The sequence below is a fragment of the Aestuariibacter sp. A3R04 genome, assembly GCF_018860805.1.
In the GTDB taxonomy this organism is placed as follows: Bacteria; Pseudomonadota; Gammaproteobacteria; order Enterobacterales; family Alteromonadaceae; genus Alteromonas.
The window spans coordinates 259,341-271,960 of sequence record NZ_JAHKQR010000011.1; the positions used below are offsets into that span (position 1 = coordinate 259,341).

A 12,620-nucleotide genomic window follows, 5' to 3' on the forward strand; every position below is an offset into this window, starting at 1 on the left:
GAATCCTTCCACACGCGCCATATTGAAAGCCCACCATTTGGTGGGCTTTTTTGTTTCCGTTTCAAGCATTTTCATTTTCTTTTATTCATTCCTCTTTACCCTGTATTTGGGGCGATGAATTGTCCCTGCCTGCACTGAATTCAGTGAATTACAATTCAATATTTTTGTCTATTTATGCATAATTACTACCTTTTATTCATTGTCTTTGGCTTTTTATCGTGTTACTTATTCACAACTCGATTAAAAAGGTACGTGTTATGGATTCAACTTCATTGGCCGGGCCCCTCACGGAAGCTGCTTCACTGATGCTCACGGGAATGGGGTTCGTGTTTGCATTTCTCGCGCTGCTGATTGGTGGGGTCAAAGGTATAGCATGGTTTTGTACGCGCTTTCCCGGGCCTGAGGCGCCGACAGCGCCATTGAGGAAATCGGCGTCTGTGGTGAATGATGGCGTCGATCAACCTACGTTGGCGGCGATAACCGCAGCTATTCATCAGCACCGAACGAATAAATAAAATTGGAAAGAGGAATTGTCATGTCTAAGCCGTTGGCTCTCACGGAATTAGTTTTGCGGGATGCGCATCAGTCGCTACTTGCGACCCGTCTGCGATTGGAAGATATGCTTCCCATTGCTAGTAAACTCGATGATGCAGGCTTTTGGTCGGTAGAGTCTTGGGGAGGCGCAACTTTTGATGCATGTATTCGGTATCTCGGTGAAGACCCTTGGGAGCGTATCCGGGCTTTGAAACAAGCAATGCCGAAGACGAAGCAACAAATGTTACTGCGCGGTCAGAATCTCTTGGGGTATCGTCACTATGCCGATGACGTGGTGACTAAATTTGTAGAGCGAGCCCACGACAACGGCGTAGACGTTTTCCGTATTTTCGACGCTATGAACGACGTGCGCAATCTCAGCACAGCCGTTAAAGCGGCCATTGCATGCGGTGCCCATGCACAAGGTACCATTTCTTACACTATCAGTCCGGTGCACACCATTGATGGCTGGGTGGATATGGCGAAACAATTGGAAGACATGGGCGTTCATTCCATTTGTATTAAAGATATGGCCGGGCTTCTTAAGCCATATGAATGCGAGACTCTCATTACTCGGTTGAAACAGACCGTAGACGTACCCCTTGCCATGCAGTGTCATGCCACCACTGGGCTGAGTACGGCGACTTACCAAAAAGCCATTGATGCAGGTATTGATATGCTCGATACGGCTATTTCTTCGATGAGCATGACCTATGGACACACCGCAACTGAGACCGTGGTTTCAACGCTGGAAAATACGCCTCGTGATACCGGGTTGTCATTGGAGGGCTTGGAAGAAATTGCTGCTTATTTTCGCGATGTTCGTAAAAAGTATGCCCAGTTTGAGGGCAGCTTAAAAGGCGTGGATGCGCGCATTTTATTGGCACAGGTTCCGGGCGGCATGCTAACTAATATGGAGAGTCAGCTAAAGGAGCAAGGCGCTGCAGATAAGTTTGATGAAGTACTGAAAGAAATTCCGCGGGTTCGTGAAGATCTCGGTTTTATCCCCTTAGTTACCCCCACGTCGCAAATCGTGGGAACCCAGGCAGTACTGAACGTATTAACGGGCGAGCGCTATAAAAGTATTTCAAAAGAAACTGCTGGCGTCTTAAAGGGAGAGTACGGCGCAACAGCTGCGCCCGTTAATGAGGCCTTGCAGGCCCGGGTTCTCGACGGTGGAGAACCCATTACTTGCCGTCCTGCTGATCTGATTGAATCAGAAATGGAAAAGCTTAGCGAAGAGCTGCGTGAACTTGCTCAAGACAAGGGCTTTACTCTGGCTAACGAAAGCGTTGATGACGTTCTGACCTACGCGCTGTTTCCTCAGATCGGTCTTAAATTCCTTGAGAACAGAGGAAACCCGGAGGCATTTGAACCCGCTCCGGGCAGTGAAACCGCCGAATCGGAAGTTTTATCACAATCGCGGCAACCTACCGCAAACACACCGCAAAACGCAGCATATGATGTGAAAGTTGATGGCAAAATTTACCATGTGGAAGTGGCAGAATCCGGCGCGTTAAGTAGCGTTACACCGGTGTTGACATCACCAAAATCAGCATCAGACACCGCGCCTGCCGCAACAGGCGCAAGTATCGATGCACCGCTATCCGGCAATGTATTTAAGGTGCTGGTGGCAGAAGGTGACACTGTTGAGAACGGCGATGTTGTGATTATTCTCGAAGCAATGAAAATGGAAACGGAAATCCGCTCGGCATTCGATGGTGTAGTAGGCCGTATAGCCGTGAAAGAAGGTGATGCGGTTTCCAGTGGTCAACAGTTAATTGGGCTTAACTAATGGATAAACTGTCTATCTTGTGGGACAGCACCGCGCTGGCTCATTTTCAGAGTGGTCAGCTCATTATGATGGGTGTGGGTTTACTGTTACTTTACTTGGCAATCGTAAAGAGGTTTGAACCGCTATTACTCTTGCCCATTGGCTTTGGTGCTTTGTTGACGAATATTCCGCTGGCCGGATTCAATGAACCCGGCGGATTGCTTTATTACATCTATGAGGTGGGTATTCATTCTGGTGTTTTTCCTCTGCTTATTTTCATGGGGGTAGGGGCAATGACGGATTTCGGTGCTCTTATTGCCAACCCGCGTATGCTATTGCTAGGTGCCGCCGCGCAATTTGGTATCTTTGCTACCCTGTTCGGCGCGATTTCTCTCAATTTCTTACCGGGCTTCGATTTTACCCTCAAAGACGCCAGCGCCATTGCCATTATTGGGGGCGCTGATGGACCCACTGCAATCTTCTTGGCATCCAGACTGTCGCCGGATTTACTCGGAGCAATCGCGGTGGCAGCGTATTCATATATGGCATTGGTGCCGATTATTCAGCCACCTATAATGAAAGCTCTGACATCTGAGGAAGAAAGAAAAATCGAAATGGCCCAATTGCGTCCGGTGTCGCAACGGGAAAAAATCATCTTTCCCTTAGCTGTGCTGATCTTAACTATTTTATTTTTACCGTCGGCTACACCTTTGGTGGGTATGTTCTGTTTTGGTAATCTCATGCGCGAGTGTGGTGTGGTTGATAGATTGTCGAAAACAGCACAAAACGAATTGATAAACATCGTAACTATTTTCCTTGGACTGGCAGTTGGTTCTAAGCTGTCAGCGGATAAATTTCTCACGTTGGAAACATTGGGTATCCTCGGTTTAGGTGCCATTGCGTTTGCCATCGGCACCGCTGCGGGTGTGTTAATGGCTAAGTTGATGAACAAACTCAGTGGCGGTGGCATCAATCCCCTCATAGGGGCTGCCGGCGTGAGCGCAGTCCCCATGGCTGCTAGGGTCGTAAACAAGGTTGGTTTGCAAAGTAACCCGCATAACTTTTTGCTCATGCATGCCATGGGACCAAACGTTGCAGGGGTTTTAGGTTCGGCAGTTGCCGCGGGTATCCTGTTGGCGCTGGTTGGGTGATACAGCTTAGATAAATACAGTTTGCCAATGCGTAACAATGGTAGAAAGGTAGCTTTGAGCTACCTTTTTTACTCTACAGACGTAATGGTTTGTTGCGGCACCAGCGATTGGTACGCCTGGATCAGTTTTTTAGTCATTTCATGCTGAGGCCAGCGAAACAGTGTTTCGGTTTTCCCAGATTCAACGATATACCCATTTTCCATAACGATGATGCGATCGGCAATGTGCCTGACAATGCCCAAATTATGTGAAATAAAAATAAAAGCCAAGCCAAATTCCCGTTGTAAAGACAATATGAGGTTTACGGTTTGGGAACGCACCGATGGATCGAGGGCTGCAAAGGGTTCATCGGCCACCAGTATTTTTGGCTGTAAGATCATTGCCCGAGCAATAGCTACCCGTTGTTGCTGACCGTCAGAGAGCATATGCCGGTAAAAATAGTAGTGATCTCGCAGCAGGCCCACTTTTACCAAGGTTTCTTCTATCAGCCGTTTTCGTTGCGCTTCAGGGAGTGCGGTATTTAACTTTAGGGGCTCATCCAGTATTTTTCCCACCGGAATTCCGGGGTTCATTGCCTCTGTGCTATGCTGAAAAATCATCCTTATATCGTTGCTGCTGTTATAGGTTTTTGTCGATTTTTTTTTCGCCGCATTATAGGTAACATTGCTGAGAAAAATTTCTCCGGCGTCCGCTTTTACCGCACCCACTAAAAGTTTGGCTAAAAGGGATTTTCCCGAGCGGTTTTCTCCAATAATCGCTATGGTTTCGCCGCGTTTTACACTTAGCTCTATGGGACCAAGGGAGAACACTTCCGGTTTCTTTAGCCACCGTTTCTGGTCACTGTGCTTAAATGTCAGGCCGCTGACATGCATGATCTCACTCATAATTTATCCATGTGCAAAGGAAAGTGACAACTGTAAGTATGATCGTGGATCCGGCGAACACTGGGTGTGGTGACACAGGCACGTTGAGCTCGAGGACATCGCGGTCCCAGACGACAGCCGATGGGGACGTGTTGTAACGAGGGGATTGTGCCATCGAGGGCTGGCAGTACTGACTTAGGCGGTAAATCGTTTCTAAAGCTTGGCGCGCTGTCCAACAGAGCCTTCGTATAGGGGTGCAATGGACGTTTGCGGATGTGCTTCATACGCCCGGATTCAACCGTTTGACCACAATACAGTACTGTCATGGTATGGGACATACTGGCAATGGCTAACAAATCATGGCTGACAAAAAGAATGGACAAAGACTTGGTTTGATTTAAGCGTGTTAGAAGCTTCAATACTTTTGTTTTTGTTGTGGTTTCCATGCCGCGGGTCGGATCATCGGCAATCAATAATTTGGGCTGTGAAATGAGTGCCATGGCAATCATAAACTTTTGCCCAATATCGGTAGGAACCTGATGGGGATAGGCATTGAGATAATGCTTGTGGTGTTTGATACCGACTTTGTGAACCGTACTTACAGCAGTTTTTTTCCGCGACTGACTGCGTTGCCAAAACCACTTTCCCTCAACTAATTCCCGCGGAACTGCCTCTTCTAGCTGCTCTCCTAGCGTGGCCGATGGATCCATGGCTGACGTTGGATCCTGAAATACCACACCGATATCCCGACGCATTAGTTCTCGCCGTTCTTTTTCGCTCATCGACAACATGCTTTTGCCGTTCCAGCTCATTCTGTCAGCAGTAACGTGCCATTGGGCAGGTAAAGACCCTGATATGGCTTGAACCATCAGACTTTTACCCGAACCAGATTCACCCACCAATGCACGAATTTCTCCACTGTTCACCGTTAGGTTAACCTTATCGAGGGCTTTCACCCGGTTGCCACCGTTGTCGATTTCCAGCGTTAAATTTTTGATATCGAGCATGGGCATTAGTGGGTTAACCTCTTTCTTAGTGCCGAACGCAAACCATCACCAACGACATTGATGGCGAGTACCATAAGAAAAATAGTGAGTCCAGGCAGTGCAACATTCCACGGCGCAATATAGGCGACATCCAGACCATCAGCGAGAATAACGCCAAGTTCGGGCAGGGGAGGCTGAGCACCTAAGTTGAGAAATCCCAGTGCAGAGATGTCTATCACAGCAATAGACAGCGCCAGAGACCCCTGAACCACCAACATTTCGATCATGTTTGGCAGGATAGAGTGAAAAAACAATTGTTGAGGGTTTGCGCCGTCAAGTTTAGATGCCAGCACATATTCTTTCTTCATTTCAGTTCGTACAAACGAACGGGTGTGGTGAATGAACTGGGGAATGAGTGCCAAGGTTATAGCCCACATACTGTTCACCAAGCCGGTGCCCAATATTGCGACAATTATTATTGCAATTAGTAAAGTTGGAATGGCCATCAACGCATCAAGGGTGTGATTGATAACACTGGATCTGACACCACTGGTCATGCCGGCAACTGTGCCAATAGATACACCTATGAGCATGGCGATAAGTACCAGTAATATGGCCGAACCGAACGTCACTTGACATCCTGCCAGAATACGGGAAAAAACATCGCGTCCCAGGGCATCCGTACCGAACAGGTGAGAAATCGTGCCGTTGGCCTCCCAACTAGGGGGAACCAATAACGCGTCGATATTTTGCTGCAACGGATCATAGGGAGCGACCAAGGGACCAAATACAGAAATGAAGAAAAACAAACCCAGTACAATGAAGCCTGTGAAAGCAATGTGACTAGCACGGAATTCCTGCCAGGTGCGCTGCCAGGGAGTAGGCTGTGACTCTTCTTGATAGAGGTTAAATTGCGCCACGTTCGTATTTTTCCCTGCTTGGATCAATTAGCCGATTAAATAAATCAATTAGTATAGTAAAACTGATCACCACGGTGGCAACTGCGAGCATTCCCACCCTTAGCGCCGGGTAATCGCGTTGATAAATAGCCTGAATAAGCCAGTTGCCAATTCCCGGCCATGAAAAAAGGGTTTCCACGATCATTGCATTGGTGATAAGCGTGGTGATTTGGATAGCCATAAGAGGAAGAATGGGCAAAAGCGCATTGCGCAGGATATGTTGGAAGAAAATTTTCCTTTTCGATAGTCCCCTGGATTCTGCAGCGGCGATATATGGGCTTTTTAGCACATCAATTACCGAACGACGGGTGATTCTTATCATTGAAGCGGTACTGATTAACGCAATAGAAGCCGTTGGCAGGATTAAGTGATGCAGAGCATCGACAAACGCCAGACCACTATCAATATTGTCGGCAAGTAGTATGTCGATTAACACAAAGCCAGATACATTCGGGACGTCAAATAACAAGCTTACCCGGCCGGACAAAGGCGCTATACCCAGTTCCAGACTGAAAATTAGAATAAACACTAAGGCTATCCAAAACACCGGAAACGAGTAGCTGACCATGCTTAGCGAATTAATGGTGTAATCCGTTTTAGTGTAGCTTTTCAACCCCGCATAACATCCTATTGGCACGCCTAAAAACAGTGCTGTAAGCAATGCATAGGTACTCAGTTCAATGGTCGCTGGCATGGCAACGGCAATTTCATCACGCAAAGGCAATCCTGAAATAAAACTGTAACCCCAATTGCCCTGCAACAATTGCTGCACATAATATAAAAATTGGAACAAGTAGGGTTCATCCAGTTGATATTGTCGGATAAGGGCTTCACGCTGAATTTCGTTGTGAGGGGTAATGCCTGTAAGGTTGACCAGCACGTCGCCGGGAAACAAATACGCCAGAGCAAACGACAATGCCGCCAGTACCAGTAGCGTGAGAACAAACAGGGTTGAGTAGCGAATGAGGATTTGCATCACAGCGATTTTGTCACTCCTGCAAACCGCACGCCGCCGTACGGATTGATGGTCATGCCTTTAAGGTTATTTCGATAAGCCTGATACCGATAAGCGTGAGCAATGGGTACTAAGGGGAGTTCGTTGTATAGTAGCCGGTTGACTTCGGCATAAATGGCTTTTCTGCGAACCAGATCCTGGGTTTGCAGCGCCTCGTCAATGAGTTGGTCGTATTCTCTGTTGCACCATCTCGCTCGATTCGTACCCGACGGAATCGCCCCGCAACTAAGTAACGGGCGATAGAAGTTGTCCGGATCGCCATTGTCTGCAGACCAGCCAATAAGTACGGAGTCGTGCAGACCTTCGCGGAGGTGGCGACGAAAGGTTGTCCAGTCATAGGTAACAATGTCGACTTGGATATCAACGGCAGAGAGATAGCGCTGAATAAGCTCCGCCATTTTTACTGCGTTGGGGTTGTAGGCTCGTTCTACGGGCATTGCCCAAATGGTCATAGTAAAACCAGGTTCTATTCCGGCTTCATCAAGGAGTTTTCGTGCTAACACCGGGTTGTAGCCGGTGTCTTCTGCGTCACTTTGAAATGCCCAACTAGCTGCGGGTAAAAGCGTTTTAGCCCGCGTGGCACTTTCAAAGTAAACCGCTTCGAGCAACGTATTTTTGTCGATAGCAAGAGCCAACGCTCTTCTTACACTAGGGTCATTAAATGGTGGTCTGTTAGTGTTAAAGGCCCAAAAACCCACGTTCAGCCCTGGCTTTTCAGACAATGTGAGTTCTTCCCGGTTAACGATTATATCTAGTTCAGTTTGTGCTGGAAAGGCGATGGCGTCGCATTCACCTGTGATTAGTTTTGCCAGACGGATAGAGCTCTTCGGGGTAATATCGTAAATCAGATGCTCACTATTACCCTCAGCTCCATGCCAGTAGTTCTCATGTTTATCAAAACGAATGAAATGGTCCTTGCGATAACTGACAAACTTAAATGGCCCAGTCCCTATGGGATAGTGATCGATGCGCTCGGGGGTGCCCCTGCTAAGCAGGTAATCTGCATATTCGGCAGACAGAATAACGGAAAAATCTGTGGCTAAATTGGCGAGAAAAGAACTGTCTTCACGTTTTAGGATAATTTCTACGCGATAGCCATTAATACGCCGCACTTCAAAGATATTATCGGCAATACCGAGGCTTTCAAAGTAAGGATAGCGGCCCCCTGAAACCGGGTGATACGGATTGCTGTCGTTGCGCCATCGATCGATACTAAAAATAACATCGTCGGCGTTGAACGGACGGCTGGGCGTAAAATAGGCGGTTTCGTGAAAGGCAACATTTTTTTCGAGCTGAAAAGTATAAACTAAACCGTCGTCAGAGACTTTCCAACTACTTGCTAGGCTCGGGATAACCTGACCGGTATCCGGGTCGAAGTTAAGCAGACGGTTGTATAGCTGATGTGCAGTGGCGTCGGCAGTGGTGCTGGATGTGTCTGTCTGCGGATTAAAATTCACCGGATTACTCTCGGAGCAATAGATGATCCCAGACTGGTAAAAAGCCTCTCTTTCTGCTTTGTCACATCCTTGCAGTAACATCATGCCGGCCAGTCCCCACAGCCACCGAAGCCCTGTTTGCAATGTATTACGCCTCCGCTGACTCTGTTGAAGAATCGAGTAGGTTGTACTTTTTAAGATATCCGCGAAGCTGATGATATGTCAGGCTTAGTTTTTCTGCAGTCTTTTTCTGATTAAATTGACTGTCTTCCAAAGCCTGTCGAATCATATCAATTTCATATTGCTGTGAACGCTCTTTTAAATCAATAGGGTATTCTGTTATCTGCGCGGGTTTTTCCACTGCCTGAGGAATTACAGGTGGGCTCTCAGGCTGGCTATCAGACAGGACACTATCGCTATTTGGCGTTGCTATCCGGTCTTGGGTTTTAATTCGACCCTTTGGCCTGAAGGGTGATTCAAACGGATCCATAATGATTTCGTGAACCGGCAGGTGTGGGTTGTTACATCGGTATACCGCGCGCTCTACCACGTTCTTGAGTTCCCGGATGTTGCCCGGCCAGGGGTAGTCAAGCAGAGTACGGCGCGCTTTTTCTGTAAATCCACTAAATAGCTCCATTTCCAGTTCTCGTGCCATATTAATGGCAAAGTGCTCTGCTAGCAGAAGAATATCTTCTTTTCTCTCCCGCAGTGGCGGAATCGTAATAACATCGAAGGCGAGTCTGTCTAACAGGTCGGCGCGAAATTCACCGCTGTCAGCTAGCGCTGGAAGATCTTCATTGGTTGCAGCAATAAGTCTTACGTCGGTTTTTAGGGTTTTGGTTCCACCAACCCTTTCGAACTCCCCGTATTCAATGACTCTTAATAGTTTTTCCTGAATGAGACCTGAGGTATTTGCCAGTTCATCGAGAAAAAGAGTGCCATTATGTGCGACTTCAAAACGGCCTTCCCGACGTTTTGCCGCGCCGGTAAATGCCCCGGCTTCGTAACCGAATAATTCACTTTCAAGCAGGTTTTCGTTAAGGGCCGCACAATTGAGTTTAACGTAGTTTTGATCCCAGCGTTGTGATAAAAAGTGCAGACGCGCAGCTATAAGTTCTTTACCCGTACCTCGCTCACCAATGACGAGTACGGGTTTATTGAGCGGAGCTATCTGGGAAATTTGCTCCAGTGTCTCAAGAAAACTGTTGGCCTGACCCAGCAAATTATCTTGTTGGCGAAATCTACTCATGTAACCCCTCAATTGTTAGTCAATTCGACTAATAATTAGTGTAGAAGAAAAAGGTGCGAGTTACGAGAACTATTTGTAGAGAATAAAACAACCATAATTTCAATAGATTATAAAATTTACCAATGTGGCAAGCTATTTGTATAGTAAGTATTAGAGTTAAACGCATCCATGCTGCCACAGCATGTTTATTAACACGAGCTAGAGGTAATTATTATGGGAATCTTCTCGCGTTTCACCGATATAGTGAATTCGAATATTAATGCATTACTGGACAAGGCTGAAGACCCTGAAAAAATGGTTCGTCTTATCATCCAGGAAATGGAAGACACACTGGTAGAAGTTCGTTCTGCTTCGGCAAAAACTATCGCCAGTAAAAAAGAGATTGTTGCGCAAATCAGCAAATATGAAAAGGATGCCGAAGATTGGGGTGCCAAAGCGGAATTGGCTTTGAGTAAAGATCGGGATGATCTCGCACGTGCCGCATTGCAAGAGCGCAAAAAAGCTGCTGAGGCTGCGTCAACGTTGAAAGACGAATTGGCTGTGGTTGATGAGCAGATTGCCAAACTACAGGATGAAGTTTCACAGCTTCAGGACAAACTTGCTGATGCGAAGAGCCGTCAGAAAACCATCATCATGCGTCAGAAAACGGCGAGTTCGCGACTGGAAGTTAAACGCACCCTGGACAGCGGTAAAGTGGATGCAGCAATGGGGCGCTTTGAACAGTACGAACGCAAAATAGACGATTTGGAATCGCAGGTTGAAGCCTACGATTTAGGCAAGAAAACGCTGAACGATGAATTTGCCGAGTTGGAAGCCGGTGATAAAATTGACGAAGAATTAGCGGCGTTAAAAGCTAAAATAAAACAAGGTAAAAGCGCTGATTAATGCGTGTCCAGGTTCAGGCTGTGCTGCTCACAGGCGGCTTGAACCCGGCTTTTGTGAGCATTCTCACTGATTGTTGGAGGTAAGGGTAATGGACGAGGGAATCATCGCTTTAATACTGGCGCCATTAATTCTGTTTATCATTTTTGTCGCGCCGATATGGCTAATATTGCACTATCGCAGCAAAAAGCAGGTGAGTCAGGGTTTAAGTGCAGAGGAATATGCGTCACTTAAAGAACTGGCGGAAAAAGCGGAACAAATGACTGACCGCATCAAAACACTTGAATCGATACTTGATAGCGAAGCGCCACAATGGAGGGACAGAGCATGAGAGGTCAAATGTACCGCGACACGCACAATGCCCGCATAGCTGGTGTGTGTGCAGGAATTGCGAACTATTTTGGACTTGAGAGATGGTTGGTACGTATTCTGGCTGTAACGGCGTTCTTCCTTCTGGCTGGACCGTTTATGTTTATCGCTTATATTGCATGTTGGTTTATTTTGGACAAGCAACCCACTGAGGGGGAAAATACTCCTCAAGACACTATATATACGGCCGGAAGCAACCACAGAGGCAAAGGGTGGAAGAACCCGGATGTCAGTGACGACAAATCGCATAAAGTATCGGTGAAAACCAAAGTTTGGCAAGCGGGTGAACCGCCTAAACAGGCTTTCCATGATATTTCCAGTAGATTCCGAGAAGCGGAACTGAGATTGAGAAAGGTTGAAAAATACGTCACGTCCCGAGAGTTTCAACTCAACAGAGAAATCAGTCAACTTCAATGAACTATAGATAAAAAAACCAGCTCTAAGCTGGTTTTTTTATCTATAAAATCAGCATACTATAGAAGTATGTAAAAAAAATGTTACGCCTTGTGGCTAGAACAAACACTCGTCGAGCCTTCCTTCACAGAACAAAGCCTTTAGACTGATTAGTGTTGTATGACGAAGAGGCTATCATGGCGAAAACATCAAAGTATCACGCTAAAAACCCCGGGCCGGACGGTCAAATAAGCTGGGGTTTAGATGAGCATAAAATCTGGAAAGAACTGTTCGGGCGACAAGTCAGATTGCTGCCCGGCAGGGCCTGCGAACAGTATCTACACGGTCTTTCGTTATTGGATTTGCCTTCCCACCGTATCCCTCAACTATGCGAAATTGATGCAGTGCTTGAAAAGCACACCGGTTGGCGCACTGCCCCTGTTCCGGCACTTATTAATTTTTCCTCTTTTTTCGAGCTCCTGGCAAATAAGCAATTTCCTGTTGCGACGTTTATAAGAAGCAGGGAAGAGTTTGATTATCTGCAGGAGCCCGATATATTCCACGAAGTGTTTGGTCATTGCCCTCTGCTGACTAATACATCGTTTGCGCATTTTACCCATACTTATGGCAAGCTGGGTCTGGCCGCGAGTAAAGAAGACCGCATCTATCTGGCACGGTTGTATTGGTTCACGGTGGAATTTGGACTGGTTAATACCCCGGCGGGCACGCGCATTTATGGGGGCGGCATACTTTCTTCCCCCGGCGAAACCCTTGAAGCACTTGAGAGTCAAGTCCCTGTGAGGGTTCCCATGAATACTCTGGACGCGCTCAGAACTCCCTATCGCATTGATATCATGCAGCCTCTGTACTATGTACTCAGTGATTTCGACGATCTCTTTACCATGGCCGAGTCGGATATTATGGGCCTGGTGAAACACGCCAGAAAACTGGGTTTATTTGAGCCTTTGTTCACGCCTAAGTCAGCGCAAGTCGGCTAAAGTAATTTACC

The 12,620-nt window shown here is 47.0% G+C and carries 13 protein-coding genes; 7 read left to right on the top strand and 6 right to left on the bottom strand.

Translation table 11 applies throughout. From position 1 onward, the window contains the following. Nucleotides 1-257: 257 nt before the first annotated feature. Genes KO518_RS10520 through KO518_RS10530 form a run of 3 tightly spaced genes read left to right on the top strand, consistent with a single transcriptional unit; the run spans nucleotide 258 to nucleotide 3,459 of the window. Nucleotides 258-515 carry an OadG family protein gene (locus tag KO518_RS10520; RefSeq protein ID WP_216025810.1) on the top strand — a complete coding sequence of 86 codons (258 nt, stop codon included), beginning with the start codon at nucleotides 258-260 and terminating at the stop codon, nucleotides 513-515. A 20-nt stretch (nucleotides 516-535) separates the two neighbouring features. Then, on the top strand, nucleotides 536-2,329 hold the full coding sequence (gene oadA, locus KO518_RS10525; RefSeq protein ID WP_216025811.1) for a sodium-extruding oxaloacetate decarboxylase subunit alpha: 1,794 nt from the start codon (nucleotides 536-538) through the stop codon (nucleotides 2,327-2,329). Continuing rightward, complete coding sequence (locus KO518_RS10530) at nucleotides 2,329-3,459, top strand: sodium ion-translocating decarboxylase subunit beta (protein WP_216025812.1); 1,131 nt, start codon at nucleotides 2,329-2,331, stop codon at nucleotides 3,457-3,459. The genes oadA and KO518_RS10530 overlap by 1 nt, the downstream gene beginning before the upstream one ends. Before the next feature lie 68 nt (nucleotides 3,460-3,527). Here the strand turns inward: KO518_RS10530 and KO518_RS10535 are convergent, their stop codons facing one another. Genes KO518_RS10535 through pspF form a run of 6 tightly spaced genes read right to left on the bottom strand, consistent with a single transcriptional unit; the run spans nucleotide 3,528 to nucleotide 9,967 of the window. Further along, the gene (locus tag KO518_RS10535; protein ID WP_216025813.1) at nucleotides 3,528-4,343 is read right to left on the bottom strand and encodes an ATP-binding cassette domain-containing protein; all 816 of its coding nucleotides are present in this window, start codon (nucleotides 4,341-4,343) and stop codon (nucleotides 3,528-3,530) included. Then, nucleotides 4,340-5,335, bottom strand: coding sequence for an oligopeptide/dipeptide ABC transporter ATP-binding protein (locus KO518_RS10540; protein WP_216025814.1), 996 nt, complete (start codon nucleotides 5,333-5,335; stop codon nucleotides 4,340-4,342). The genes KO518_RS10535 and KO518_RS10540 overlap by 4 nt, the downstream gene beginning before the upstream one ends. Beyond that, nucleotides 5,335-6,228, bottom strand: a complete 894-nt coding sequence (locus KO518_RS10545; protein WP_216025815.1) for an ABC transporter permease subunit — start codon at nucleotides 6,226-6,228, stop codon at nucleotides 5,335-5,337. Before KO518_RS10545 ends, KO518_RS10540 begins: the two co-directional genes overlap by 1 nt. Next, a complete protein-coding gene (locus KO518_RS10550; protein WP_371742297.1) occupies nucleotides 6,215-7,246 on the bottom strand; it encodes an ABC transporter permease subunit in 1,032 nt (343 codons plus the stop codon). Before KO518_RS10550 ends, KO518_RS10545 begins: the two co-directional genes overlap by 14 nt. Continuing rightward, entirely contained in the window at nucleotides 7,243-8,823 is a 1,581-nt protein-coding gene (locus tag KO518_RS10555) for an ABC transporter substrate-binding protein (protein WP_216026868.1), read from the bottom strand. Before KO518_RS10555 ends, KO518_RS10550 begins: the two co-directional genes overlap by 4 nt. Nucleotides 8,824-8,866: 43 nt before the next feature. Beyond that, nucleotides 8,867-9,967: a phage shock protein operon transcriptional activator gene (pspF, locus tag KO518_RS10560; protein WP_216025816.1), complete on the bottom strand. Its 1,101-nt coding sequence runs from the start codon at nucleotides 9,965-9,967 to the stop codon at nucleotides 8,867-8,869. Between the two features lie 213 nt (nucleotides 9,968-10,180). Between pspF and pspA the strand changes: the two genes are divergently transcribed. From pspA to phhA, 4 genes are all read left to right on the top strand, one after another. After that, nucleotides 10,181-10,852, top strand: a complete 672-nt coding sequence (gene pspA, locus KO518_RS10565; RefSeq protein WP_216025817.1) for a phage shock protein PspA — start codon at nucleotides 10,181-10,183, stop codon at nucleotides 10,850-10,852. 88 nt (nucleotides 10,853-10,940) lie between these two features. After that, complete coding sequence (pspB, locus tag KO518_RS10570; protein WP_216025818.1) at nucleotides 10,941-11,180, top strand: envelope stress response membrane protein PspB; 240 nt, start codon at nucleotides 10,941-10,943, stop codon at nucleotides 11,178-11,180. Then, a complete protein-coding gene (gene pspC, locus KO518_RS10575; protein WP_216025819.1) occupies nucleotides 11,177-11,635 on the top strand; it encodes an envelope stress response membrane protein PspC in 459 nt (152 codons plus the stop codon). The genes pspB and pspC overlap by 4 nt, the downstream gene beginning before the upstream one ends. A gap of 173 nt (nucleotides 11,636-11,808) precedes the next feature. Continuing rightward, the gene (gene phhA, locus KO518_RS10580; protein WP_216025820.1) at nucleotides 11,809-12,609 is read left to right on the top strand and encodes a phenylalanine 4-monooxygenase; all 801 of its coding nucleotides are present in this window, start codon (nucleotides 11,809-11,811) and stop codon (nucleotides 12,607-12,609) included. The last annotated feature ends 11 nt before the right edge of the window (nucleotides 12,610-12,620 follow it).

Coding starts and splice junctions, on each gene's coding strand:
- KO518_RS10520 (WP_216025810.1), top strand. CDS start 258: ATGGATTCAACTTCATTGGCCGGGCCCCTCACGGAAGCTGCTTCACTG.
- oadA (WP_216025811.1), top strand. CDS start 536: ATGTCTAAGCCGTTGGCTCTCACGGAATTAGTTTTGCGGGATGCGCAT.
- KO518_RS10530 (WP_216025812.1), top strand. CDS start 2,329: ATGGATAAACTGTCTATCTTGTGGGACAGCACCGCGCTGGCTCATTTT.
- KO518_RS10535 (WP_216025813.1), bottom strand. CDS start 4,343: ATGAGTGAGATCATGCATGTCAGCGGCCTGACATTTAAGCACAGTGAC.
- KO518_RS10540 (WP_216025814.1), bottom strand. CDS start 5,335: ATGCCCATGCTCGATATCAAAAATTTAACGCTGGAAATCGACAACGGT.
- KO518_RS10555 (WP_216026868.1), bottom strand. CDS start 8,823: ATGATGTTACTGCAAGGATGTGACAAAGCAGAAAGAGAGGCTTTTTAC.
- pspF (WP_216025816.1), bottom strand. CDS start 9,967: ATGAGTAGATTTCGCCAACAAGATAATTTGCTGGGTCAGGCCAACAGT.
- pspA (WP_216025817.1), top strand. CDS start 10,181: ATGGGAATCTTCTCGCGTTTCACCGATATAGTGAATTCGAATATTAAT.
- pspB (WP_216025818.1), top strand. CDS start 10,941: ATGGACGAGGGAATCATCGCTTTAATACTGGCGCCATTAATTCTGTTT.
- pspC (WP_216025819.1), top strand. CDS start 11,177: ATGAGAGGTCAAATGTACCGCGACACGCACAATGCCCGCATAGCTGGT.
- phhA (WP_216025820.1), top strand. CDS start 11,809: ATGGCGAAAACATCAAAGTATCACGCTAAAAACCCCGGGCCGGACGGT.